Source organism: Kribbella sp. VKM Ac-2568 (assembly GCF_004345365.1).
In the GTDB taxonomy this organism is placed as follows: domain Bacteria; phylum Actinomycetota; class Actinomycetes; order Propionibacteriales; family Kribbellaceae; genus Kribbella; species Kribbella orskensis.
In genome coordinates, this window is the sequence record NZ_SLVF01000004.1 from 638253 (window position 1) to 663160 (window position 24908).

Here is a 24908-nt window from a genome sequence, read left to right on the forward strand (position 1 = left end):
CCGGCCCGACCGTAGGCTGACCGTATGACGTACACCGCGGGGCGCCTCGCGGACATGCTGGACGGGGAGGTGTCCTGGCTGTCCGTCCGTACTGCATCCGCGCTACCGGGGCCCGACTGGATCTCCTGCGCCGAGCTCCTCGCGGACCAGCAGAACGGCGGCGACCCGACGTACGGGTGGCGCAAGGCGCTGGAGGACGACTACGGGCGCGAGTACGACATCGAGGCGCCGGTCCAGGTGGCCGCCATGTTCGTGCTGATGTGGTACGTCTCAGTGCCGTCCATCGTGGCCGGTCTGTCGACTGCGCTCACCGGGGTCTCGCCGGACGTGTCACCGGAGTCCCTGGCGTTCCGGCGGCACCCGACCGCCCACTACCCGACAGACGTAGCTCTGCTGTCGCCTGAGGTTGTGTCGTTGGCCAAGGCGGTCGAGCAGGTGGACTCGCACACCAGAGCTTTCACCGATAGCTATCGGCCGGGGGTGAAGCTCAGCTCGCGGCAGCGACTCGGTGCTGTCGAGGACGAGCTTCGGGGCGCGATGCGGGTGCCCGAGGAATCGCTGCTGGCGGCGGCTGCCGCGGAGGCGTTCCACATCAGGCTCGACCAGCAGATCCGCACGTCCTGCTGCTTCGTCTATGCCCTTCCCAACGTGAACCCTTGCGCCGGTTGCCCCCGGGTTCGCAGTACTCAGAGTGCGAAGGCGGTCGGCGGGGAACCCGTTCCGGTGACCAGCGCCGAGAGATAGCGGGCGACGAGCGGCACGAACTTGAACCCCTCGCCGTGGAACCCGGTCGCCACGCTGATCGGTCCGCGGCGATCGATCACGAAGTCGCCGCGCTCGGTGTTGTCGTAGAGGCAGCTGATCGCCTCCGACCTGGTCACATCCACTCCGGGGAACCAGTCGCGGACGTACGCGATCAGCGCGGCGTCTCGCTTGGGTTCGACCGTGAAGTCCCGCTGGTCCAGCTCGATCACCGCGCCGGTCGCGTGCATGCCGACCTTCACCCCATGGCCCTCCTCGAACACTCCATAGACCGTGGCCGCGTCGAGGGGACCACCGCCGCGGCGCCGGTGCACGAAGACCGGCCACGCGCTGTCCGGGTCGAGCGGCGCGAAGAAGCGCGGCTGTTCCTGCGACACGGTGATCGCCGGCAACTCGAGGTGCCCACCGAGAATCCGCGGCGCCCACGGCCCGGCAGTCACCACCACCTGACGAGCTCGTACTGGGCCCGCGGGCGTCTCCAGGTCCACTAGACCGTCGGCCGCACCCGCCAGCTTGAGCCCGGTGACCGGGCAGCTCGGGCGGAACTCCACTCCGAGGTTCCGGGCCGACTCCCGGATCGCGGTCAGCGCCTGGTCGGCCAGGGCGCGTCCCGACTTCGGCTGGTAGAGCACCTTCGTCTCGAACCGCATCCCGGGCCAGCGCTCGGTCGCCTCCGCAGGATCGAGCACCTCGTGGTCGATGCCGTGCCGCCTGAACTGCTCCTCGAACTCCCGGACCTGGTGCTCGTCCACACCATGGTCGACGCCGCCGACGAGATCGAGCATCCGGACGCCGGTCTCGCTCTCCAGCTCCTCCCACAAGGCTCGTGACTGCTCGGCCCGGAGGAGCTCGGCCTCGTCGTCGATCGCCAGCCGGAAGAGTCTGGTGCCACCGTGCGAACCGCCACGGTTGTGCCCGAGCTCGTACTGCTCGAGGACCAGCACCTCCCGGTCGGCCGCGGCGAGAGCGCGGGCGGCCGCGGAGCCCATCGCCCCGGCGCCGATCACGACGACGTCATAGGTCTGCATCCGTCATTCCTACCTGGCCGCTCCGGATACCGGCCACCGGCGCCGGCTCGGCGCGGTATTTCGCTGAGAGCGGAAAGCACGACCGGGCGGCGAGCGTGTCAGCCGCCGGGGCCGCGCTGAGGACGGACCCCGCTGGGATCGGCCGAGGAGATCGGGCGCGGAATATTGTCGGTGGGCGGCGGCACTATGTCGACCATGACTTCGACACAGTGTTGGACGGGCGCCGCCCGGTGGCTGACGTCATCGAGGGGTAACCCGCTATCGGTTGTCCGTGCCCAGGGCCGCGGTTAGGTTCGCTGACGTGACCGCGCCCGGCGATTTCCCGGCGACGACTCCGATCGGCTCCCGCGTGGAGGCGGAGGGTTACGTCGCGATGGTGTGTTTCAAGCACGGACCTCCCCAGTTGCACGGCGTCGAGCTGGAGTGGACGGTGCACCATGCGGACGATCCGCACCGGCCGCTCGACGCCGGACAACTCAGCAAGGCCCTGGGCGTGCACGCGCCCGCCACCCTGGTCCGGGGCAGCCCGCAGCTGCCACTGAGCCGGGGTGCTCTGGTCACGGTGGAGCCGGGTGGCCAGGTAGAGATCTCCGGCCCCGCCTCGGCCTCCGTGCCCAGGCTGATCGAGAACACCGCCGCAGATGCCGCGGAACTCTTCTCCCTTCTCGCCACCGAAGACCTGGTGCCCGGCGCCCACGGTCTCGACGCCTTCCGCCCGCCCCGTCGCATCCTCACCGTCCCGCGCTATGCCGCGATGGAGCGTGCCTTCGAGCAGGTCGGCCCGCACGGCCCGCGGATGATGTGCAGCACGGCCGGCCTGCAGGTCTGCCTCGACGCCGGCGAGAAGCACCAGACCGCACTCCGCTGGCGGGCATTGCACAACCTCGGCCCGGCGCTGGTCGCTCTGTTCGCGAACTCCCGGCTCCGGGCGGGCTCCGACACAGGCTGGGCGTCTGCGCGGACCGAGGCGACCTTCGGCACGTGTGCCCCTTTCACGGAGCCACCTCCGCTCGACGGCGACCCGGCCGAGGCGTGGGCCCGGACCGCGATGGATGCGCCCGTGCTCTGCCTACGCCGTGGCGACACCTGGGACGCCCCTGCCGGTCTCACCTTCGGGGCCTGGGCGGATGGCGCTCTGGTCGGCAGTGACCTGGCCGTCGGAGATCCGGCCGGCGGCAGACCGACGTACGACGATCTCGTGTATCACCTGTCCACCTTGTTCCCGCCGGTCCGGCCGCGCGGGTATCTCGAGGTGCGCTACCTGGACGCGCAGCAGGGGGACGGGTGGATCGCGCCCACGCTGCTACTGACCGCGTTGATGTCCGACCCCGCGCTGATCGACCAGGCACTGGCCGTGGCCGAGCCGTCGGCCGGGCGCTGGTTCCCGGCCGCCCGGGAAGGGCTGGACGACAAGTTGGTCCTGCAGACCGCGCGCGACGTGGTCGAGCTGGGGACCGAGGCTTTGAGCCGCACCGGCGTGGATCAGGACCTGATCACCGAGGTCGGCACCCGACTGCACTGCATCGTCGACGACACCCACAGAAGGCGAGCATCATGAACCACCAGTTGTCCGACCTGACCGCCGAGGAGCTGCGCTCGTTCGTCGCCGAGCAGCTGGGACGCTCGCGCGGCCGGACTGTCCAGCTGACCGACGCGGTCGACACCGACGACCTGGTCCGGCAGCACTCCCGGCTGATGTCGCCGCTGGTCTGGGACTACGCGCACATCGGCAACCAGGAAGAGCTCTGGCTGGTCCGTGACGTCGGCGGCCGCGAACCGGTCCGCCAGGACATCGACGAGCTGTACGACGCGTTCATGCACGCCCGGGCTGACCGGCCGTCGCTGCCGTTGCTCGGTCCCACCGAGACCCGCGATTACGTCGTCGAGGTCCGCGACAAGGTGCTCGACGTGCTCGACCACGTGAAGTTCAGTGGCGGTCGCGAGCTGGTCGACAACGCCTTCGCGTTCGGCATGATCGTGCAGCACGAGCAGCAGCACGACGAGACCATGCTCGCCACGCACCAGCTCCGCACCGGCGCCCCGGTGCTCGACGCTCCGGCTCCACCCGCCGGGCGACGGCTGGCCCGGTCCGAGGTGCTGGTGCCGGGCGGGGTGTTCGAGATGGGCACGTCGATCGAGCCGTGGGCGCTCGACAACGAGCGACCCGCGCATGCGGTGCACGTCGCTCCATACCTGATCGACACGGCGCCGGTGAGTAACGGGGACTACCTGAAGTTCGTGACCGGCGGTGGCTACCAGGACGCGCAGTGGTGGTCCGAGGCCGGCTGGGCGCATGTGCAGAAGGCCTCGCTGGTCGCGCCGCGCTTCTGGGAACTCGTCGACGGCAACTGGCTGCGGACCCGCTTCGGCCATCGCGAGCTGCTGCCGCTCGACGAGCCAGTGATGCACGTCTGCTTCTACGAGGCCGAGGCGTATGCGCGCTGGACTGGTAAGCGGCTGCCGACCGAGGAGGAGTGGGAGATGGCCGCGCGGTTCGACCCGGCGACCGGACGGACGCGGCGCTTCCCCTGGGGCGACGAGAGCCCGGGCCCGCAGCACGCGAACCTCGGTCAGCGTCATCTCCGTCCGGCACCGATCGGGGCCTACCCGGCAGGAGCCTCGCCGCTCGGTGTCGAGCAGCTGATCGGTGACGTCTGGGAGTGGACCAGCAGCGACTTCAAGCCGTACCCGGGGTTCCGCGCGTTCCCGTACGACGAGTACTCGCTGGTCTTCTTCGGGAGCGACTACAAGATGCTGCGCGGCGGATCCTTCGGCACCGATGAGGTGGTTGCCCGCGGCACCTTCCGTAACTGGGACTACCCGATCCGCCGGCAGATCTTCGCCGGCTTCCGCTGCGCCCGGGATCCCCGGCCGGAGGAGCTGACCTGATGTGCCGTCACCTGGCCTACCTCGGCCCGCCGGTGTCGCTGGCTTCACTCGTGGTGGAGGCGCCGCACTCGCTCTACCGCCAGAGCTGGGCCCCGTCCGACATGCGCGGCGGCGGCTCGGTCAACGCCGACGGTTTCGGCCTTGGCTGGTACGGCGACGGGGCTGCTCCTCCTGTGCGGTATCGGCGGAGGGTGCCGATCTGGGCGGACGAGTCGTTGCCGGGGCTGGCTCGGTCGATCCAGTCGGGCGCGGTGCTGGCCGCGGTACGGAACGGGACGGTGGGGTCGCCGCTGACCGAGTCGGCGGTGGCGCCGTTCGTGCGGGACCAGTGGTTGTTCAGCCACAACGGGCTGATCAGCGGCTGGCCCGGGTCGATCTCCAAGCTCGCCGAGGCACTGCCCGTGTCCGAACTGCTCACCCTCGACGCCCTGATGGACTCGGCGTTGCTCTGGGCCCTGATCCAGGACCGCCTGTACTCCGGATCGCCCGCGGCGGAGGCGGTCGCGTCGGTGGTCCGCGAGGTCGCCGCGGCCGCGCCCGATTCGCGCCTGAACGTGCTGCTGACCGACGGCGAGCAACTCGTGGCCACTACTTGGACACACTCACTCTGGATTCGGCGCACGACGGATTCCGTAGCAGTCAGCTCAGAGCCCTGGACAACCGAAGGCTGGGAACAAGTACCGGACTATTCATTGCTCTTGGCAACAGCAACGACCGTTGCCATCACACCTCTCGCTCCCGGACCGGAGCAGCCTCCGATGGAAGGACGACAGTGACCCTGATCGACCCCGAGATCGATATTCACCTGACCCCGGACTACGCCGCTCGCGCGCTGCGGGCGGATGCCCGGGCCGGGTTGACCGCGGAGCCGAAGTGGCTTGCGCCCAAGTGGTTCTACGACGCCCGCGGCAGTGAGCTGTTCGAGCAGATCACCCGGCTGCCGGAGTACTACCCGACCCGGGCCGAGCGGGAGATCCTGCAGACCCGGTCGCACGAGATCGCCGAGCTGACCGGCGCGCACACCCTGGTCGAGCTCGGCTCCGGCTCGTCGGAGAAGACCCGGCTGCTGCTCGACGGCCTGCGGGACCACGGCACGCTGACCACCTTCGTACCGCTGGACGTCTCCGAGTCGGCGCTGCGAGACGCGGCCGCGGCGATCACCGCGGACTACCCGAGCGTTGTCGTGCACGGTGTGGTCGGCGACTTCACGGCGCACCTGGACAAGCTGCCGGGCGAGGCTCCCCGGATCGTCGCGTTCCTCGGCGGCACGATCGGGAACCTGCTGCCCGATGAGCGCGGCGACTTCTTCGAGTCGGTCCGCGAGGTGCTGGAGCCGGGGGAGTGGTTGCTGCTCGGCACCGACCTGGTGAAGGACCCGGCCACCCTGGTCGCGGCGTACGACGACAGCGCGGGCGTGACGGCCGAGTTCAACCGGAACGTGCTGCGGGTGCTGAACCGGCAGCTCGGCGCGGACTTCGACGTGGATGCGTTCAGCCACGTGGCGATCTGGGACGCCGACAACGAGTGGATCGAGATGCACCTGCGCGCCGACCGGGCGATGCGGGTGCTGATCCCGGAGATCCGGCTCGAGGTGGACTTCGCCGAGGGCGAGGAGCTCAGCACCGAGGTGTCCGCGAAGTTCCACCGGCACGGCGTCGAGGCCGAACTCGACAAGGCCGGCTTCACCTCCGGCGCCTGGTGGACCGACTCGCAGGACCGCTTCGCCCTCTCCCTCTGGCAGGCCGTCTAGAATGCCCAGGATCCGACGACTTTCTTAACCTTGTAAAGTCTTCAGCGCACATCTGTCCGACCAAGACGGCACGGGCCGGCGGACACCGTCCGCCGACCCGCGCACCAGAATCACGCCCGCGGCAACTATCCCTGCGACTTGATCAGGTCGTTGATCTTGCCGACGTAGGCCTGCAGGTCGCTGACCGGCTTCTTGCCGCTCAGGATCGGCTGGTACATCGCGGTGGTCAGGTCGCCCACCTGCGAGGACCACTGAGTGGTGAAGCGGACGCCGACGGTCTTCTCGGCGGCCAGGTCGGCCTTCACCGTGTCGACCACCGTCGTCTGGTCCGACTTCGTCAGCGCGCTGAAGTAGCTCTCCTGCGCCGGGGTGTACGCCGGGGGAGCGACCGGCGCGGCCGGCAGCACGGCGTCCCACACCTTGGTGTTCAGGTACTGCAGCACCTTGTACGTCGAGTCCTCGTTCGCCGTGTACTGCGGGGTGCAGATGCCGACCGAGTCGTACAAAGTCGTCGGGGTGGTCACCTGCGGGAACGGCGCGAAGCCGTACTTGATCTTCGGCTTGTCCGTCTGGAAGCCGGCCGCGAGCCACTGGCCGCCGAACATCATCGGCACCTTGCCGCCCGAGAACAGCGCCGGCACGTTCGACGCGTCGTACCCGGGCGGGGCGACAGCGCCGGACTTGATCGCCTCGGCGAGCTTGGTGACGCCCTCGGTGTACTTGTCGTCCGCCTCGGCCTTGGTCGGGTGGTTCACGTTGTCGGTGAACGGCGCGCCGCCCGCGGAGACGGAGTACAGGCTCATCGTGAAGGGAGCGTCGGCGGAGGTGAGCTGGTCCGCGACCAGCCCGTACTTCGCGCCGCCCTTGTTGGCGAGCTTGCCGGCGGCGGCGTACATGTCGTCCCAGGTCCAGCCGGCCTTGGGCTCGGGGATGCCGGCAGCCTTGAAGGCGTCGACGTTGTACCAGACGCCGTAGGTGTTCATCAGCGACGGCAGGCCGCCCATCTGACCGTCGGCCGTCTTCCAGTTCTCCATCGCGGAGGCGACGAACTTGTCGGCCTTGAAGTCGCCGTCGCCGTCGGCGATCCGCTTCGACCAGTCCACCAGCAGGCCCTGCGAGGTGTACTGCTGCTCGGTGTCGTTGCCGCACCAGAACAGGTCCGGCAGCTTCTTCGCCTGGGTCAGCGACGCGAGCTTGTCGCCGTACCCGCCGCTCGGGGTGTCGATCAGCTGCACGGTGATCTTGTCGTCCTTGAACCCTTCCAGCGCCTTCTTGATGGCGGCGTTGGTCTCCGGCGACTCCCACGTCATCACGGTCACGGTGACCGGTCCGTCGGCGTCGCCGCCGCTGTCCGATCCGCCGCAGGCCGTTGCCGTCAGCAACCCGGCGCACGCCAGGGTGGTACCGATGATCCTCTTCACAGCTGTGCTCCTCAGGGGGTCGGGGTTACTTCTGAGTGGTGCTGCCCAGTGAGCCGAGGCCCTGGATGAAGTAGCGCTGCGCGGCGAAGAAGATGATCAGCGGCGGCAGCATGTAGAGCAGGTTGGTGGCCATGTAGTAGCTCCAGTTCGGCGTCTGCCCGGCGAACGGCGAGATGAACGACGCCATCCCGACCGACAGCGGCCACTTCTCCGAGGAGTACAGGTAGACCAGCGGATTCAGGAAGTCGTTCCAGGACGCCTGGAACGCCAGGATCGCCATCGTGATCCAGGCCGGCCGGGTCAGCGGCAGCATCACGCTGGTGAAGATCCGGAAGTGCCCGGCGCCGTCGATCTTGGCCGCCTCGTCGATCGAGTACGGGATGGCCAGGAAGTACTGCCGGGCCAGGAAGATGAACAGCGGGTTGCCGCCGAAGAAGGCCGGCACGATCAGCGGCAGCCAGGTGTCGTACCAGCCGATGCTCTTGTACAGCTGGAACAGCGGGATCAGGCCGACCACGCCGGGCAGCAGCATGCTGCCGACGAACAGGTAGAACCAGAGCTTGCGGCCGGGGAACCGCAACCGGGCGAGCGCGTAGCCTGCCATCATCGCGGTCATCACGCCGCCTAGCACGCTGAGCACCGTGATGATGGTGGAGTTCAGCAGCAGCCGCGGGAAGTGGATCGCCTGCGGGCCGTTGACGAAGTTGCTCCACTTGAACTCGTGCGGCAGCAACCTCGGCGGCACCTCGAACACCGCGGTCCCGCTCTTCAGGCCGATGGTGATCATCCACAGCAGCGGGACGACCATCACCGAACTGATGAAGAGCGCGATCACGTACCACGACGCCGTACCGACGGGTCGTCGCCGGCCCGGGGGAGCCGGGCTCTTGGTACTGGTCTCGGTGAGTGCGGCGGCCTCGGCCGCTCGGGGCGCTTCCGCGGTTTCAGTCGGGAGTGTTGTCACTGTAGGTCCAGAGCGAGGAGAACTTCGCGGTCAGGGCGATCACGGCGATGATCAGGATGAACAGCACCCACACCTGGGCGGAGGCGTACCCGAGCTGGGGAACCCTGCCGAGGTTGGAGAATCCGTTGTTGTAGATCGACAGCATCAGCACGCTGGTGCTGAAACCGGGTCCGCCGTTGGTGAGGATCTTCGGCTGGTTGAACGTCTGCAGCGCGGCCGTCGTCTGCAGGATCACCTGCAGCAGCATGATCGGGCTGATCATCGGCAGGGTGATCCGGAAGAACACCGAGGACGGCCCCGCGCCGTCGACCCGGGCGGCCTCGTAGAGCTCGGTCGGCACGGCCTGCAGCGCGGCCAGGAAGATGATCATCGTGCCGCCGACGCCCCACAGCATCACGATCACGATCGAGGGCATCGACATCGCCGGACTCTGCAGCCAGTTGCTGGTCGGCAGGTGCAGCTTCTCCAGGATCGTGTTCAGCAATCCCACCTGGGGATTGAGGATGAACTTCCAGAGCGTGATGGTCGCGACCGCGGGCAGCACCACCGGCAGGTAGGCCAGCGTCCTGACGATCCGGACGCCGGCGAAGCGCTGGTTGCAGAACATCGCGAGCGCCAGTCCGATCGCGAGCGAGAGCGGGACGTAGAGCACCACGAGGTACCCGGTCGCGCGCAACGACGGCCAGAACGCGGGGTCGACGGTGAACAACCGGCGGAAGTTGGCCAGGCCGACGAAGACCGGATCGGTCAGGCCGTTGTACTTGGTCAGCGCGAGGTAGAACGAGCGGATCAGCGGATACACCACGAACACCGTGAAGCCGATGATCGCGGGCGCGATGAACAGGTACGCCGCCTTCACGTCCGAGCCCGCGTTCCGGCTCAGCCCACGGCCACCTCTGGGTCCGTCACGATTCATCCTGCCTCCCGGATGGTAACGTTTCCAACGGGTTATTGTTGTGTGACGATGCCGTGTCGGGAGAGAGAAGTCAACCCTGTGTCCGAAACGTTTCCAAGACAGCCGGAGCCCAGCCGCCCGACGATGATCGACGTGGCCAAGCGCGCCGGAGTGGGACTCGGCACGGTGTCCCGGGTGGTCAACGGCGGCGCGGGTGTGCGGGACGAGACCGCGAGCCGGGTGCGCGCCGCGATCGACGCGCTGGGCTTCCAGCGCAACGAGGTCGCCCGCGCGCTCCGGCCCGGGAAGAAGTCGTCCAGCCTGGCGCTGGTGCTCGGCGACCTGACCAACCCGTTCTTCGCGACGATCGCGAAGTCGTCGCTCGAGGTGGCCGGTCAGGTCGGCTTCGCGGTGGTGCTCGGCAGCGTTGACGAGGATCCCGAAGGGGAGAAGCGCGCGATCCAGGAACTGGTCGGCCGGCAGGTGGCCGGCCTGATGATCGTGCCGGACCAGGGGGACCATTCGTTCCTCGCGAGCGCCGGGGTGCCGGTGGTCTTCGTGGACCGGCCCGCGCACGGGATCGATGCCGACATCGTGATGGTCGACAACGAAGGCGGTGGTCGGCTCGCCGCGGAACACCTTCTCCAGCAGGGACATGAGCGCATCGCGATCCTGCTCGCCCCGTCGTACTACACCACCGGCCGGCGGTTGCGCGGCTATCGCCGGGCTTATCGCTCGGCCGGACTCGACGTGGACGAGAGCCTCGTCGTTCAGCTGCCGGAAGGTAACGCCGAGGCTGCCGAGAAGGCGACTCGCGAGCTGATGCACCGCCCCGATCCGCCGACCGCGTTCTTTGCCTCGACCAACTTTCTCACCGAGGGCGTACTGCGTGCCCTGCGCGAGGTGGACGCAGAGCCGGCGGTGGTCGGGTTCGACGACTTCCGGCTGGCCGACATGCTCCCGACCCCGGTGACGGTCGTTGCCTCCGACATCGCCGAGCTCGGCCGGACCGCGGCCCGCCTGCTGCTTGACCGGACCTCCGGCACCGACACCCGGCCGCCGCAGCGCATCGTGCTTCCGTGCGCGCTGATCCAGCGAGGCTCGGGAGAGCGCCCGCCTTCTGCTGGGAAGAGAATCAAAGCTGAGCCGGCGGGGGAGTAGGTAGCGTCGGCCAGGTGATCAGCCTCGTCGATGACCTCCCGGTGTACTACGAGTCGTACGGCGAAGGCCGTCCGATCGTCTTCCTGCCCGGCTGGGGGAACGCGAACGGCGAAGGACGCGACGTCCACGAGCCGGTCTTCGAGACACACCCCGACTGGCGGCGGATCTACGTCGACCCACCGGGCACCGGCAACACCCCTTCGCACGACCGGATCAAGAACCAGGACGACATGCTCGGCGTCCTAGCCCGGGTGGTCGACGACCTGGTCGGCGGTGAACCCTTCGCGCTCGCCGGTACTTCGGCCGGTGGACTCCACGCCCGCGGCATCATCCACCGCGACCCGTCGCGCATCCTGGGCCTACTCCTGCGAGTGCCCGGTGTCATCGTGGATCGAGATCGGCGCACGCTTCCGGAGTACAGGCCGATGCCTGATGGCTTTGTCGAGGCGCATCGGGAGAAGCAGGAGAGGTACTACCTGCCGGCCGAGGAACAGGCCGACCTCGACTTCCTCGGCGCGATCCAGCGCAACGGTTATGCCTTGAGTGTCGAGCCGTCCGCGCGGTTGGAAGCCCCGACGCTGATCGTTACCGGTCGGCAGGACACCATCACGGGCTACGCCGATGCGTGGCCGCTGCTCGACGACTACCCGCGGGCCACGTACGCAGTACTGGATCGGGCCGACCACGACCTGCCGATCCAGAACGACACGCTCTATCGGGCCTTGGTGTCCGACTGGCTCGACCGGATGGAGGAGCTGGCAAAGCACCCGGGCGCTTGAGGGGCGGTCGCACCCGGGTGCTTTCTGTGTTCATCAGCCCCCGTGCCTAGGGCTGATGGGGATCAGAAGTTCGGCCAGGCCCAGCCGAGGTAGCTGGAGAAGTACGGGAGTTTGGCCAGGCCGATCTTGCCGCCGACGCTGGTGGCCCAGAAGTAGCCGTCACCACGGGCGACCCCGACGTGCCCGTACGGCGCGGCGAGGTCCCAGAAGACGAGGGCTCCCTTGGGCGGGTTGAGGTCGCCGCGGTGGGCGACCCCGCGGGCCACGGCGTCGTTCCAGTCCGCTTTGGCCGAGGGCCAGATGGCGGTCTTGCCGTAGGAGTTCTCGGCCGCCATCTCGCAGTAGCCCTGGAACGCGGTGGACCCGTTGCGGGCGGCGTACCAGGCGATGGCCTTGTCGGCGCGCGGGTTGGAGGTGCAGAGCGGCGCGACCAGGCCGCTGCTGCCGGTGTTGACGTAGGAGTCGGAGATGAAGCCCTTGCCGGGCACGTGGTCCCAGATCAGGCTGCGGCCGTACTTGCCGGTGACGGGTTCGCCGTAGAGCTGGCAGTCGATCTCGACGGGGCCGTTCGGCTGGGTGCCGACGGCGCTGAAACTGGTCGCGTTGCCGGAGCGAATGGTCACTCCGAGTCCGCTGTCGGTGACGACGGTGCCGGTGGCGGCGTGTGCGGGCAGGGCCGCGCCGCCGGCCACGGCGAGGCCGCCGAGCAGGGTGGTGGCGGTGAGTCTGGCGACGGTACGGAGAAGGGCGGTCCGCATGATGTCTGTTCCTTTTCGCTCGGAGAGGGGCGGGTCCTTGGCGATCTGGCACTACTCGCCAGAGAATCAGAGGGTCATCGTGTTGTCGCAGTGGGCAACGAAAGCGAGTAACCATCAGCAGGTAGTCTCAGTGAACGAGTAACGCTGGGGAGTTCGCCGTGAGGCCAGCACAGGCGCGGTACGTGATCGGCTGCCGGATGCGGGAGTTACGCGAGGCTGCGGGGGTGCCGCTGACCCGCGCGGCGGCCCTGTCCGGCTGGGACAAGGGCCATCTGTCCCGGGTCGAACGAGGCCACACGAAGCCCAGCCGCGAACTGATCGAGTGGTACGACGACTCCTTCGGCGCGGGCAGTGCCCTGGTCAACCAACTGGTGGAGCTCGACGCGGCCGTGCGAGCGGGCAAGGACATGTCGATGCGCGACCTGCGCCGGAGGGATCCGGTGCATCACCCCGTCCTGCTGGGCGGGTCGGTGCCGGCAGACCACCATCCGGAGGACCGGGCCGAGCTCGCGGGGGAGACCATGCCCGACGGGACCCAGGTGTGCCGGGACCAGGAGTTCGAGAAGACCTGGGAGCTCCGCAACAGCGGCGAACGCCCCTGGCACGGCCGGTGGCTGACCCGGCAGGGCGCGGCCGGTGCCCCCGGCTGGTTGCGATCGCCGGCTCGCGCGAGGATTCCGGACGCCGTACCGGGCGAGGTGGTGACGGTCCGGATGAGGCTGCAGGCGCCGCCCCAGGTAGGGGCCTCGACCGCCTATTTCAAGATCACTGACGACGCGGGGCGGCTCTATTACCCGGGACTGGAGTCCCCTCCGGTCTACTGCACCATCTTCACTGTTTACGAGTTGTAGTCGCGGGTTTGCCCTTGACGTCGGCCTGAGGCCTGGAAGCCGATCCTTCCGGCGTCATAGGTTGCAGCATCCTGTCCGCCTGCAATGACACAGGGGTTGCACTGTGACGAAACCTCGCATGCTCGCGATGGCAGCCGCCCTCGCCTTGGTAGTTCCCTTGCTGGCCGCCACCACGGCCTCGGCGGCCGCTCCGAAGGATCCGCCGACGCCCTCCATCCCGCAGCGGTACCTCGACCAGCCGATCACCTGGTCGGTCTGCTCGTTCGATGCCGCGGTCAAGCGGCTCTACCCACAGGCGCCCACCACCAACTGCGCCAAGGTCAAGGTGCCGATGGACTGGGCCAACCCGGACGCGCATCCGGACGTCCAGGTCGCCATCGCCTACAGCCAGGCCACCGGCACCTCCAAGGGCCTGATGACCACCAACCCGGGTGGCCCGGGTGGCGCAGGCCTCTCGCTCTCGGCCGCACTGGCCGTGGACAAGCCGCAGCTGTTCAGCGACTTCGACCTGGTGGGCTTCGACCCACGCGGTTTCGGCGCCAGTACCCCGCTGCAGTGCATCACCACCGCCGAGGCGCTCAACGCGCTGCCGGTGACGCCGGACTACAAGGAGCGGACCAAGCTGACCCACAAGGTCGAGGTGGCCGAGGCCAAGCTGCAGGCCGACGCCTGCGCCGCGACCGAGTTCGGCCAGTTCGTCAGCAGCCAGCAGACCGTGTACGACATGGACTTCATCCGGGCCCTCTTCAAGGCCCGTCAGCTGAACTTCATCGGCTACAGCTACGGCACCTGGCTCGGCGGCTGGTACGCCGACACCTACCCGTCGAAGGTCGGCCGGTTCGTGCTCGACTCGAACATGGACTGGACCCACACCCAGTGGGACAACGTGAACTTCGACCCGTTCTCCGGCCAGCGCCGCCGCGACACCCAACTGTTCCCCTGGATCGCCCGGCACGCCGACCAGATCACCGGTCTCGGCGGGACGCCGGCCCAGGTGACCGCGCGCTACAACGGCATCCGCGCGTCGCTGACCACGCTGGTCAAGGCCGGCGAGAGCTCGGTCCGCGGTGACAACCTCGACGGCCTGATCTACAGCGCGATCTACGGCAACACCCGGTTCATCCGGGCGACGCTCGACATCCTGGTGCACGACGAGTTCACCAAGGACCCGTCGGACTCGGGCGAGGTCGAGCTCGCGCACGTCGACCGGGCCTGGGCGCGGCTCGCCCCGAACCTGCAGGCGTACGACACGCTGGCCGCGCTGCGCGCCCGGTACGGCGTCTCGGCGGCCGCGTCGCCTGCCCCGTCGCCGGCCACTGTCGCCGCGGCGAAGGTGGACTCGCTGAAGGACGTGATGGCGGATGCCCGGGCCGAGGCGGCCACGGCCACCTCGGGCGACCAGCCGGTGAACCTGGGCGCGATCGGTACCACGGTCCGCTGCAACGACACCGCCTGGAACAAGGACCCCAACTTCTACCTCGACGAAGCCGACCGGATGGCCAAGAAGTACAGCTTCTTCGGCTACATGAACGGCGTCCCGATGTGTGCGTTCTGGAACTACGCCCCGCAGGACCGGAAGCTGGATCTGAAGGGATCGCCGCGGATGCTGATCATCCAGGGCGAGCTCGACCCGGCCACGGCGTACGAGGGATCGCTGCGGACTCACAACGACACCAAGCAGGCCACCCGGTTCGTCGCGATCGACGACGAGGGCCAGCACGGCCAGTACGTCGGCTCGGCGTCGTCGTGCGCCGAGGCGATCGGTGACAGGTTCGTCTTCACCGGTGAGCTGCCGGGCAAGGACCAGGTCTGCGGGACCACGCCGCTGCCGGAGGAACTGTCGGTCTACCCGGTCAAGGGCCCGGTGGACGGCAAGGCGGTGCCGCTGCCGAAGTCCAAGGCGGGCAGCGCCAGGACGAACCCGATGCTCCAGCAGGCGCTGGACACGGTCGCGGCCACCTCGCTGCGCTAGTTAGTTCCACTCGACAGTCGGGGGGCCATCAGGCCCTTCGGCTGTCCTCCTCGTCCAGCCGGGCGTCGATCTCGGCCTTGCGCTTCACCCAGCGCTCGCTCAGGCCCTCGACCTCTTCCTGGATGAACTCGATGAAGCCGATCGTGGCCCGGATCCGGCGGTCCGACGCGGTACCGGGGCGGGTCACCAGCAGCATCTGCTGGAGGATGTCCTCCCAGCGGGACAGGCCCCGGTCCTGGCTCATCATGGACTCGTGCCAGAAGTCCTCCTGCACCACGTAGACGTCGCGCCGGCTGCCCGGCTCGCGTTCCCGGGTGGCCAGCCGTAGCTGCATCAGGTAGTTGACCGCGCCGGAGATGGCGGCCGGGCTGGCCTTCAGCCGCTCGGAGAGCTCGGCGGCGGTGAGACGGCCTTCCTCGCTGGCCAGGATGGCGGCGAAGGCTCGGGCGGACATCCGCGGCCAGCCGGTCTCGGCCAGCACGTTGCCGAACTGCTCGGCATACCGCTGGACCGCCTCGTCGTCTCGTTGTCCGGGTGCGCTCACCGCCCCATCATCTCCTCTGCGTCAGCGAAAAACCTGCGGTGTGAGAATCGTGTTAGCAAGATTCACAATCTTCTGAATGAAGTGTACGTTATGAATCATGACATCAGCCATCGTGGTCTCTGGACTGCACAAGTCGTACGGCAGTACGCACGCCCTCGACGGTCTCGACCTGGAGGTCGCGACCGGTGAGGTGCACGGATTCCTCGGTCCGAACGGTGCCGGGAAGTCCACGACCATCCGGGTCCTGCTCGGTCTGCTGAAGGCGGACGAGGGCGAAGCGTCGCTGCTCGGCGGCGACCCGTGGCAGGACGCGGCCAAGCTGCACCGCCGGCTGGCCTATGTCCCCGGTGACGTGAACCTGTGGCCGAATCTGACCGGCGGCGAGGTGATCGACCTGCTCGGCCGGCTCCGCGGCGGGCTGGACCCGAAGAAGCGGGACGACCTGCTGCGTCGCTTCGACCTCGACCCGACGAAGAAGGGCCGCACCTACTCCAAGGGCAACCGGCAGAAGGTCGCCCTGGTCGCGGCGCTCGCCTCCGATGTGGAACTGCTGATCCTGGACGAGCCGACCTCCGGCCTGGACCCGTTGATGGAGGAGGTGTTCCGGCAGTTCATCGAGGAGGAGCGGCACCGCGACCGCACGGTGCTGTTGTCGAGCCACATCCTGTCCGAGGTCGAGGCCCTCTGCGACCGGATCAGCATCATCCGTCGCGGCAAGGTGGTCGAGACCGGGACCCTGGCCGACCTGCGGCACCTGACCCGGACTTCGATTCAGGCCGAGCTCGCCGCTGCTCCGAACGGCATCGCCAACCTGCCGGGTGTCCACAGCCTCGAAATCGAAGGCAACCGGGTGCGGTGCGAGGTCGACACGGCCCAGCTGGACGCGCTGATGAAGCAGTTGGCCGCCAGCGGCATCAAGAGCCTGGTGGCGCAGCCCCCGACGCTCGAGGAACTGTTCCTGCGGCACTACGAGGACGACACGGTCGCAGCAGAGCCTCTGGCGGCGACCCGATGAAGGACTTCGCCGGTACTGCGACCCTGGTGCGGCTCGCGTTGCGCCGCGACCGGATCATGCTGCCCGTATGGATCGTTGTGTTCGTCTCGATGGCGGCAGGCTCCGCGAAGGCGTCGATCGACCTCTACCCGGACGTGGCGTCTCGGGTGGAGGCCGCCAACACGACGAACTCGTCGCCCGCGCTGGTCTCCCTCTATGGCCGGATCTTCGATCCCACCTCGCTCGGTGAGGTTTCGCTGTTCAAGCTGACCTCGTTCGGTGCGCTGCTGGTGGCTCTGCTCGCCGCGATCGTGGTGGTCCGCCACACCCGCGGTGAGGAGGAGTCGGGACGGCTGGAACTGCTCAGCGCCGGCGTGCTCGGCCGCTACGCCTCGCTGACCGCCGCGCTGATCGTGTCGGCCGGCACGGTGATCGTGATGGGTCTGCTGACCGCGTTGAGCCTGATCGGGACCGGCCTGCCGGCCTCCGGATCCTTCGCCTTCGGTCTGACCTGGGCCGCGGCCGGTCTCACCTTCGCCGGCGTGGGCGCGGTGACCGCCCAGCTCACCGAGGGTGCCCGGACCGCGAACGGCCTGACCGCCGTCGTGCTCGGTGTGTCCTATGTACTGCGGGCGCTGGGTGACTCCGCGTCCGACGGCGGTGCGCGCTGGATCTCGTGGTTGTCGCCGATCGGGTGGGCCCAGCAGATCCGCCCGTTCGCCGGGGACCGCTGGATCGTGGCACTGCTTCCGCTTGCGCTGATGGTGGTTCTCGTTGCCGCGGCCTTCGCGTTGGTGCGGCGGCGGGATGTCGGCGCCGGTCTCGTGCGGCCGCGTCCGGGTCCTGCCACGGCTTCGCCCTCGCTGCGCTCGCCGCTCGCGCTGGCTTGGCGGCTGCAGCGGGGATCGCTGTATGCCTGGGGATTCGCGTTCCTGCTGCTCGGCTTCATCGTGGGCAACATCGCCAGTAACGTCGACGGATTCGTCAGCAGCGACAGCGCCAAGGAACTGGTGGAGAAGCTCGGCGGCGTGAACGGCATCACCGACGCGTTCCTGTCCGCGGAGATGGGGATGCTCGGCCTGCTCGCCTCCGCCTTCGGCATCCAGGCGGCGCTGCGGCTCCGCTCCGAGGAGACCGCGCTGCGAGCCGAACCACTGCTGGCGACAGGTGTCACGCGAGTCCAGTGGATGGCGAGCCACGTGCTGATGGCGCTCCTCGGTACTGCGGTCCTGGTGCTCGTCGGTGGTCTCGGCTCAGGCATCTCGAGCGGTGCGTCGCTCGGCAACATGGGTCGGCAGGTGCCGCGCATGCTGGCGGCGGCCGCCGTGCAACTGCCCGCGATCTGGGTCGTGACGGGACTCGTGGTCATCCTCTTCGGCTTCGCCCCGAAGCTGGTCACCGCCGCCTGGGTCCTGTTCGGCGCGTTCCTCCTGATCGGCCAGTTCGGCCCGATCTTCGACCTCCCGCAGGGGTTGATGAACGTCTCGCCGTACGCCCACACTCCGCGCCTCCCCGGCGGCGACTTCTCGGCCACGCCGGTGATCTTGGTCTCCGCGATCGCCGCGCTGCTGCTGGCCGCCGGCTTCACCGGCTTCCGGCGCCGAGACGTCGGCTGACCATCCTGACGGTCGCCGGTCTGAGGGGTCCGGCGCCATGGTGGTGGTTCGGGACACACCACCAAGCGACCCGCCCGGCATCTCACCGGGCGGGTCGCTGACTACCATCGTCGGGTGCAGCAGCCTCTGAAGGACCGGTCCGGCGAGTTCGTCCAGTTCTGGACCGAGCGGCATCTGTGCCTGCTCAGCACGGTACGGAAGGACGGCTCGGTGCACGTCGTCATGGTCGGGGCGACGGTGGACTTCGCGGCTGGGGTCGCGCGGGTGATCTGCTCGGGGAACTCACACAAGGCCCGGCAGATCCGCGATGCCGGGGCCGAGGGCGCGGCGGTCGCCGTCAGCCAGACCGACGGCCCGAAGTGGTCCACGCTCGAGGGCCGCGCCGTGGTGAGCGACAACCCGGATCGAGTGGCCGACGCAGTACGCCGGTACGCCGACCGCTACCGCCAGCCGAGGGAGAACCCCGAGCGCGTGGTCATCGAGATCACCGTCACCAAGGTGCTCGGCAATGCCTGAATCCCCAGACGTCCTCCCGGGCTCCGGATCGCAGGCCGAGATCGAGCCTGCCGAGGTACTGACGGTGGTGGGCGTCGGGGCCGATGGGTGGAGCGGGTTGGCGCCGGCGGCTCGAGCTGTTGTGGAGTCGGCTGAGGTCTTGATGGGGAGTGCCCGGCAGCTCGCCCTGATGCCCGAGATCGATGCCGAGCGGGTGGCTTGGCCGTCTCCGTTGTCGGAGTCGTTGCCGGGATTGCTGGCCACCCATCGGGGTCGGCAGATCTGTGTGCTCGCGAGCGGTGACCCGACCTTCCACGGGATCGGGACCACGTTGACGCGGTTGCTCGGGGCTCATGCTGTGCGGGTGATTCCGCATCCGTCGAGCGTCTCGCTGGCGTGTGCGCGGCTCGGATGGCCGCAGGACCAGGTCGCGGTGATCAGCCTGGTCGGGCATCCCCTCGAACTCGTCCATCCGCACATCCAGCCGGGCCGGCGGCTCGTAGTACTGAGCTGGGGTGCTCACACGCCCGGCGAGGTGGCTGGGTTGCTGAAGGCTCGGGGGTATGGCGCGAGCGAGTTCACCGTGCTCGAGCAACTCGGGTCGGTGCAGCAGCGGGTGCGGAGAACTCGGGCTGACGAGTGGGACCACGAGGTCGACGCGTTGAACGTGATCGGCGTGCTCTGCAAGGCGGATCCGGGCGCGCCCTTGCTGCCCACCTCGCCCGGGTTGCCCGATTCGGCGTACGAGAACGACGGTCAGTTGACCAAGCGCGAAGTACGGGCGGTGACGCTGTCGAGGTTGGCGCCGGTGCCTGGGCAGTTGCTGTGGGACGTCGGTGGCGGGGCGGGCAGCATCGCGATCGAATGGTTGCGGCATCACCCCAGTTGCCGCGCGGTCGCGATCGAGCGCGACCCGGATCGCGCCAAACGCCTCGATCGGAACGCGGCCACGCTCGGCGTCTCAGTCCGGACGGTCGTCGGCGCTGCGCCGGCTGAGCTCGCCGGCCTCGAAGCGCCGGATGCGGTCTTCGTCGGTGGCGGCGCGACCATCCCGGGCGTGATCGAGACCTGTTGGGAAGCGCTCAAGCCCGGCGGACGGCTGGTCGTCAACGGCGTGACCCTGGAGACCGAAGCCCTGATCGCCCGGTGGTACGCCGAGCTCGGCGGCGATCTGGTCCGGCTGTCGGTGCAGCGCGCGTCGCCCGTCGGCGGTATGACCGGGTGGCGTCCCGCCATGCCCGTGACGATCTGGAGCGTGACCAAATGACCGTCCACTTCATCGGCGCGGGACCCGGCGCGGCCGACCTCATCACGGTGCGCGGCCGCGACCTGATCGCCGCTTCGGCGGTCTGCCTGTACGCCGGGGCGCTGGTGCCGGTGGAACTCCTCGAGCACTGCCCACCGGATGCTCGCAAGGTCGACACCGCTCGGCTGGACTTGGACGAGATCCTGGCCGAACTGGTCAAAGCGACCGAGGCCGGACTGGACGTCGCGCGACTGCATTCGGGCGATCCCGCGGTGTTCAGCGCCATGGCCGAACAGATGCGGCGCCTGGATGCGCTGGAGATCCCCTACGACGTCACGCCCGGAGTACCGGCGTTTGCTGCCGCGGCGGCCTCGCTCAAGCGGGAGTTGACCGTGCCGGAGGTCGGGCAGACGGTGATCCTCACGCGCATCGCGGCCCAGGCGACCGCGATGCCGCCGGGGGAGGACCTGGCGACGCTCGGCGCGAGCCGCGGCACGATCGTCCTGCACCTGGCGGTCCAGCACATCGAACGGCTCGTCGACGAGCTCACCCCGAACTACGGCGCCGACTGCCCCGTGGCGGTAGTCGCTCGCGCCAGCCGTGACGACGAGGTGATCCTGCGCGGCACGCTGGCCGACATCGCTGCCCAGGTTCGCGAGGCCGGCATCCTCCGGACCGCAGTAGTCATCGTCGGCAAGGTGCTGGCCGCCGAGAACTTCCGGGACAGCCACCTGTACTCCACAACCCGCTCCAGGTGACATGAAGGTTCTGCTGCTTGGCGGTACTGCGGAGGCTCGGCAGGTGGCCGCGGTGCTGGTGGCCGAGCCGGGTGTCGAGGTGGTGTCGTCGCTTGCCGGCCGCACGCTCGAGGCGCAGTTACCTGAGGGTGCTGTGCGGAAGGGCGGCTTCGGTGGCGTCCCTGGGCTGGTGGACTGGCTGCGGGCGGAGTCAGTGGACGCGGTGGTCGACGCGACTCACCCGTTCGCTGCAACGATGACCGCTCACGCGGTAGCTGCTGCTGCTTCTGTCGGCCTTCCACTGCTCGTACTGCGGCGCCCGGGTTGGCGTGAGCAGCCGGGCGACCGCTGGGTGTGGGTGGACTCGGCTGCGGAGGCTGCCGCCGTACTGCGTTCCCTTGGCGCTCGGGCCTTCCTTACGATCGGGCGGCAGGGTCTGGGGTCATTCGCCGACGCAGGGGTGTGGATGCTCGCGCGCTGTGTGGATGCACCGACGCCAGAGCCCGCCTGGTGCGAGTTGATCCTCGACCGCGGGCCGTACGAGCTTGCCGGTGAGCTGGACCTGCTGCGGCGACACCGGATCGACGTACTGGTGACCAAGGACAGTGGTGGCGACCTGACCGCCGCGAAGCTCGAAGCCGCGCGGGAGGTCGGGATCCCGGTCGTGGTGATCAGGCGGCCGTCGGTGCCGGAAGGGGTCCGCATGGTGGCGTCGGCCGACCAGGTCGTCGGGTGGCTGCGGGACCATCGGTAGAATCCCAGGCCTTATGGGAATCCAGATCGCACCCAGCATCCTGTCCGCCGATTTCGCCAGGCTGGCCGAGGACGCGGCAGCGGTCTCGAACGCCGACTGGTTGCACGTCGACGTGATGGACAACCACTTCGTGCCGAACCTGACGCTCGGCCTGCCGGTGGTCGAGTCGCTCGCCAAGGCCGCCGCCCAGCCGCTCGACTGCCACCTGATGATCGAGGACCCGGACCGCTGGGCCCCCGGATACGTCGAGGCCGGCGCGAGCAGCGTCACCTTCCACATCGAGGCATGCCGCGCCCCGATCCGCACCGCCCGCGAGATCCGCGCCAAGGGTGCCCGCGCCGCGATGGCGCTCAAGCCGGCCACCCCGATCGAGCCCTACGAGGACATCCTGTCCGAGCTCGACATGGTGTTGATCATGACGGTCGAGCCGGGCTTCGGCGGCCAGAAGTTCCTCGACGTCTGCGTCCCCAAGATCCGCCGCACCCGCGACCTCGTCGCCAAGCACGGCCTCGACATCTGGATCGAGATCGACGGCGGCATCTCCGCCGACACCATCGAGCAGTGCGCCGAAGCCGGCGCCAACGTCTTCGTCGCCGGCTCGGCGGTCTACAACGCCGACGACCCCAACACGATGGTCGAAAACCTCCGCACCCTAGCCACCAACGCCGGCAAGTAGCCCTCTTGCGCCTCTGCCGGGGTGGTGGGTGAGGGTCTGACAAGATCTAGGGGACTGCCCGGCGACGAGGGGTTGTGGTGATGAGCGAGCACAAGCGGGTTGAGAGCTGGCTGACGGATATGGATGGCGTGCTGGTGCACGAGGAGCGGGCTATTCCTGGGGCCAGTGAGTTCATCGGAACGCTGCAGACGTCGGGGAAGAAGTTCCTGGTGCTGACGAACAACTCGATCTTCACGCCGCGGGACCTCCGCGCCAGATTGCTTGCCGGGGGCATCGATGTGCCGGAGCAGGTGATCTGGACTTCCGCGCTCGCGACCGCTCAGTTCCTCGACGATCAGCGCCCCGGCGGTACGGCGTACGTGATCGGCGAGGCAGGTCTGACCACAGCGCTGCACGAGGTCGGGTACGTGCTGACCGAGCGGGACCCGGACTACGTGGTGCTGGGGGAGACCCGGACGTACTCGTTCGAGGCGATCACCAAGGCGATCCGGCTGATCACGGACGGCGCGCGGTTCCTCGCGACGAACCCGGACCCGACCGGCCCGTCCGCCGAGGGACCACTGCCGGCCACCGGATCCGTGGCGGCGCTGATCACCCGCGCCACCGGGGTCGCGCCGTACTTCGTGGGCAAGCCGAACCCGCTGATGATGCGCAGCGCGCTGAACCGGATCGAGGCACACTCCGAGACCAGCGTGATGATCGGCGACAGGATGGACACCGACATCATCAGCGGCCTCGAGGCGGGCCTGCGCACTGTGCTGGTGCTCTCGGGCTCGACTGGCGAACACGAGGTCGAGCGCTTCCCCTACCGCCCGACCCGGATCGTCGAATCCATCGCCGACGTCGTCCCCCTGATCACCACTCTGACCTGATCGCACCACCATTTCACCGAACCTCCAGATCGTCAGGGCTGGTTGGTGATGGGTGGGTGCCGGTGTGGTCGACGCGGAATTTGTAGCCGTGCTTGGTGGTCCATTGGAGTGCGCCGTCGTTGAGGCGGTCGACGGTCCAGTGGCCGTGGGTTTTGACCCGGTGGCTGTAGCGCCGTAGCGGGGTGAGGTTGGTGGTGCTGGTTTGGTCTGGTGGTCCGGTGGTGTTGAAGGTGTAGGGCTGGATGTGGTCGAGGTCGGTGTTGTGGGTGGTTTCTGCGGTGCCGTAGGGGAATTGTTCGACGGGGTGGGTGAGTTTGATGTGTTCGCGGATGCGGCGGGGGATTTCGTAGGCGTCGACGCTGATCTTGTTGTTCAGGTCGATGACGGGCTTGAGGGTGATCTGGTCGTGGCCGAGGAGTTCTTGGAGTCGGGCGGCGTAGACGGGGCCGAAGCGTTCGACGCGGGTGATGCCGCCGCCGGTGAGCAGGGTCTGGTCGGTGATGTGCACGTAGAGCGTCGTCCGGGCCGGCCTGCTGCCGGTGCCGGTGCCGCCGGTGGTGTGGTTGCTGTGGGCGTGTTGTTTGAGCGCGGCCAGTTTCTGGGCGAGTTCGCGGCGTGCGGCAGCGTCCATCCCCGCGCCGGGTGCCTCGCCCGCGCTGGGCGCTTCGCCCGGGCCGGTGTGGTGGTGGTTGGTGTTGCTGTTGGGTCGGTGGGCGGGCGCTGGTGGTGGTTCGGTGAGCAGGTCGAAGGCGGGCTCGCTGGGGTGCGGCCCGTCACGGTCTGCTTCGTCGTCCGCGCCCGGCTCGTCTGGCGAGACCTGGTCAGGGGCCGTGGGTTGAGGTGTCGGGGTGGGGGGTTCGGTGAGGTGTTGGGCTATGGCGAGGAGTTCGCGGGTCAGGTCTGGGTCGGTGAGGAGGCCGATGGCTTTGGCGCGGCGTTGGTCGAGGGGGTCGGTGTCGCCGAGGTCGGCGAGGGCGTCGGCGAGTTGGGTGAGGGTGGTGTTGAGGCGGATGATGTCGCCGGTGGCGGCTTTGATGTAGAGGGTGGTGGTGCCGTGTTCGTCGGTGCGGCCGGGCCAGACGCCGCGTTGTTTGGCGTTGGTTTCGGCTGCGGCCTGGGCGGCTTCGGGGTCGGCTCGCCAGACGGCGGCGCGGACGATGTTGGCGATCCGGTGGGGGGTGACGGTGTCGACGATGCCGGCGAGTTCGTGATCGACGATCGCGGCGGCTTGTTCGGACAGGGTGAGGCAGGCGGTGGCGATGGTGCATGCTTTCCAGGCGGTGGCGTGCCCGGAGCGGACCTGGGCGAGGATCCGGGGGAGCCGGTGGCGCAGCGCGAGGGCCTGGCCGAGGTACGCGGCCGCCGAGGCGGTGGAGCGGCCGATCACGGCGCCGAACTCGGCGACGGCGAACTCGGCCACCGCCGGGCAGCCCGGTCCGCCATAGACGACGCCTCGCTCGCCCCCGGGGACGGTTTCGTGGCCGGGGACGGTGGCGGGGTCGGGGTGCAGGTCGGCGAAGTGCAGGGCCAGTTCGAGTAGTTCGACGTCGGTTCGGTTGCGCTGCTCGTGCAGCCGTGCGGCCGAGGCGAGCGTCTCGGCCGCACTGAGCTCGGTCACATCACAGGCGAACATGCGTTCGATAGTACCGTTATTGACGAGACCCACGCAAACCGAGAAAGTGCCGAAATCCCTTATCCACAACGGGAAACGTCACAGGCGATGTCCGCCGAGAACGGATATGCC

24 protein-coding genes are annotated in these 24908 nt (G+C 68.6%); 17 read left to right on the plus strand and 7 right to left on the minus strand.

Going from position 1 to position 24908, the window contains the following annotated elements:
- The first annotated feature begins 24 nt into the window (after window positions 1-24).
- The gene (locus EV648_RS14275) at window positions 25-744 is read left to right on the plus strand and encodes a (2Fe-2S)-binding protein (RefSeq protein ID WP_132290358.1); all 720 of its coding nucleotides are present in this window, start codon (window positions 25-27) and stop codon (window positions 742-744) included.
- Here the strand turns inward: EV648_RS14275 and EV648_RS14280 are convergent.
- Window positions 687-1790, minus strand: a complete 1104-nt coding sequence (locus EV648_RS14280) for an FAD-dependent oxidoreductase (RefSeq protein WP_132290361.1) — start codon at window positions 1788-1790, stop codon at window positions 687-689. The genes EV648_RS14275 and EV648_RS14280 overlap by 58 nt on opposite strands.
- 301 nt (window positions 1791-2091) lie before the next feature.
- Here EV648_RS14280 and EV648_RS14285 point away from each other — a divergent pair, with 301 nt between their 5' ends.
- From EV648_RS14285 to egtD, 4 genes are read left to right on the plus strand one after another with little or no spacing between them, the layout of a single operon-like run.
- The gene (locus EV648_RS14285; RefSeq protein WP_132290363.1) at window positions 2092-3348 is read left to right on the plus strand and encodes a glutamate-cysteine ligase family protein; all 1257 of its coding nucleotides are present in this window, start codon (window positions 2092-2094) and stop codon (window positions 3346-3348) included.
- Entirely contained in the window at window positions 3345-4679 is a 1335-nt protein-coding gene (gene egtB, locus EV648_RS14290; RefSeq protein WP_132290366.1) for an ergothioneine biosynthesis protein EgtB, read from the plus strand. The genes EV648_RS14285 and egtB overlap by 4 nt, the downstream gene beginning before the upstream one ends.
- Complete coding sequence (egtC, locus tag EV648_RS14295) at window positions 4679-5455, plus strand: ergothioneine biosynthesis protein EgtC (RefSeq protein WP_132290369.1); 777 nt, start codon at window positions 4679-4681, stop codon at window positions 5453-5455. The genes egtB and egtC overlap by 1 nt, the downstream gene beginning before the upstream one ends.
- Window positions 5452-6429 carry an L-histidine N(alpha)-methyltransferase gene (egtD, locus tag EV648_RS14300; protein ID WP_241995140.1) on the plus strand — a complete coding sequence of 326 codons (978 nt, stop codon included), beginning with the start codon at window positions 5452-5454 and terminating at the stop codon, window positions 6427-6429. The genes egtC and egtD overlap by 4 nt, the downstream gene beginning before the upstream one ends.
- 125 nt (window positions 6430-6554) lie before the next feature.
- Here the strand turns inward: egtD and EV648_RS14305 are convergent, their stop codons facing one another.
- The 3 genes from EV648_RS14305 to EV648_RS14315 are packed head-to-tail and all read right to left on the minus strand — an operon-like array spanning window position 6555 to window position 9730.
- Window positions 6555-7850, minus strand: coding sequence for an ABC transporter substrate-binding protein (locus EV648_RS14305; RefSeq protein WP_132290372.1), 1296 nt, complete (start codon window positions 7848-7850; stop codon window positions 6555-6557).
- Window positions 7851-7875: 25 nt separating this feature from the next.
- The gene (locus tag EV648_RS14310) at window positions 7876-8814 is read right to left on the minus strand and encodes a carbohydrate ABC transporter permease (RefSeq protein ID WP_241995142.1); all 939 of its coding nucleotides are present in this window, start codon (window positions 8812-8814) and stop codon (window positions 7876-7878) included.
- A complete protein-coding gene (locus EV648_RS14315) occupies window positions 8795-9730 on the minus strand; it encodes a carbohydrate ABC transporter permease (protein WP_199234597.1) in 936 nt (311 codons plus the stop codon). Before EV648_RS14315 ends, EV648_RS14310 begins: the two co-directional genes overlap by 20 nt.
- 78 nt (window positions 9731-9808) lie before the next feature.
- On the opposite strand from EV648_RS14315, the gene EV648_RS14320 reads away from it, so the two are divergent.
- Both EV648_RS14320 and EV648_RS14325 read left to right on the plus strand, forming a co-directional pair.
- Window positions 9809-10870 (plus strand): LacI family DNA-binding transcriptional regulator, encoded by a 1062-nt coding sequence (locus EV648_RS14320; RefSeq protein ID WP_241995144.1) that lies wholly within the window; start codon window positions 9809-9811, stop codon window positions 10868-10870.
- Between the two features lie 14 nt (window positions 10871-10884).
- A complete protein-coding gene (locus tag EV648_RS14325; RefSeq protein WP_132290375.1) occupies window positions 10885-11649 on the plus strand; it encodes an alpha/beta fold hydrolase in 765 nt (254 codons plus the stop codon).
- Window positions 11650-11711: 62 nt separating this feature from the next.
- Here the strand turns inward: EV648_RS14325 and EV648_RS14330 are convergent, their stop codons facing one another.
- Window positions 11712-12407 carry a CHAP domain-containing protein gene (locus EV648_RS14330; RefSeq protein WP_132290378.1) on the minus strand — a complete coding sequence of 232 codons (696 nt, stop codon included), beginning with the start codon at window positions 12405-12407 and terminating at the stop codon, window positions 11712-11714.
- Window positions 12408-12565: 158 nt separating this feature from the next.
- Here EV648_RS14330 and EV648_RS14335 point away from each other — a divergent pair, with 158 nt between their 5' ends.
- A complete protein-coding gene (locus EV648_RS14335; protein ID WP_132290381.1) occupies window positions 12566-13258 on the plus strand; it encodes an NBR1-Ig-like domain-containing protein in 693 nt (230 codons plus the stop codon).
- 103 nt (window positions 13259-13361) lie between these two features.
- Window positions 13362-15230, plus strand: a complete 1869-nt coding sequence (locus EV648_RS14340; RefSeq protein WP_132290384.1) for an alpha/beta fold hydrolase — start codon at window positions 13362-13364, stop codon at window positions 15228-15230.
- A gap of 28 nt (window positions 15231-15258) precedes the next feature.
- Here EV648_RS14340 and EV648_RS14345 read toward each other — a convergent pair whose 3' ends face one another.
- Window positions 15259-15774 carry a GbsR/MarR family transcriptional regulator gene (locus EV648_RS14345; RefSeq protein WP_132290387.1) on the minus strand — a complete coding sequence of 172 codons (516 nt, stop codon included), beginning with the start codon at window positions 15772-15774 and terminating at the stop codon, window positions 15259-15261.
- Window positions 15775-15871: 97 nt separating this feature from the next.
- Here EV648_RS14345 and EV648_RS14350 point away from each other — a divergent pair, with 97 nt between their 5' ends.
- The 8 genes from EV648_RS14350 (at window position 15872) to EV648_RS14385 (ending at window position 23164) form a co-directional block, all read left to right on the plus strand.
- Complete coding sequence (locus EV648_RS14350; protein WP_132290390.1) at window positions 15872-16789, plus strand: ABC transporter ATP-binding protein; 918 nt, start codon at window positions 15872-15874, stop codon at window positions 16787-16789.
- The gene (locus EV648_RS14355; RefSeq protein ID WP_132290393.1) at window positions 16786-18384 is read left to right on the plus strand and encodes an ABC transporter permease; all 1599 of its coding nucleotides are present in this window, start codon (window positions 16786-16788) and stop codon (window positions 18382-18384) included. Before EV648_RS14350 ends, EV648_RS14355 begins: the two co-directional genes overlap by 4 nt.
- Before the next feature lie 114 nt (window positions 18385-18498).
- Window positions 18499-18900 carry a TIGR03618 family F420-dependent PPOX class oxidoreductase gene (locus EV648_RS14360; protein ID WP_132290396.1) on the plus strand — a complete coding sequence of 134 codons (402 nt, stop codon included), beginning with the start codon at window positions 18499-18501 and terminating at the stop codon, window positions 18898-18900.
- Window positions 18893-20146, plus strand: coding sequence for a precorrin-6y C5,15-methyltransferase (decarboxylating) subunit CbiE (gene cbiE / locus EV648_RS14365; RefSeq protein ID WP_132290399.1), 1254 nt, complete (start codon window positions 18893-18895; stop codon window positions 20144-20146). Before EV648_RS14360 ends, cbiE begins: the two co-directional genes overlap by 8 nt.
- Window positions 20143-20883, plus strand: a complete 741-nt coding sequence (cobM, locus tag EV648_RS14370) for a precorrin-4 C(11)-methyltransferase (RefSeq protein WP_132290402.1) — start codon at window positions 20143-20145, stop codon at window positions 20881-20883. Before cbiE ends, cobM begins: the two co-directional genes overlap by 4 nt.
- A 1-nt stretch (window position 20884) precedes the next feature.
- Window positions 20885-21616, plus strand: coding sequence for a cobalt-precorrin-6A reductase (locus tag EV648_RS14375; protein WP_132290405.1), 732 nt, complete (start codon window positions 20885-20887; stop codon window positions 21614-21616).
- Between the two features lie 13 nt (window positions 21617-21629).
- Entirely contained in the window at window positions 21630-22292 is a 663-nt protein-coding gene (rpe, locus tag EV648_RS14380) for a ribulose-phosphate 3-epimerase (protein WP_132290408.1), read from the plus strand.
- Between the two features lie 80 nt (window positions 22293-22372).
- Window positions 22373-23164: an HAD-IIA family hydrolase gene (locus tag EV648_RS14385; RefSeq protein WP_132290411.1), complete on the plus strand. Its 792-nt coding sequence runs from the start codon at window positions 22373-22375 to the stop codon at window positions 23162-23164.
- A gap of 13 nt (window positions 23165-23177) precedes the next feature.
- Here the strand turns inward: EV648_RS14385 and EV648_RS14390 are convergent, their stop codons facing one another.
- On the minus strand, window positions 23178-24797 hold the full coding sequence (locus EV648_RS14390; RefSeq protein WP_132290414.1) for a DUF222 domain-containing protein: 1620 nt from the start codon (window positions 24795-24797) through the stop codon (window positions 23178-23180).
- Window positions 24798-24908: the final 111 nt, after the last annotated feature.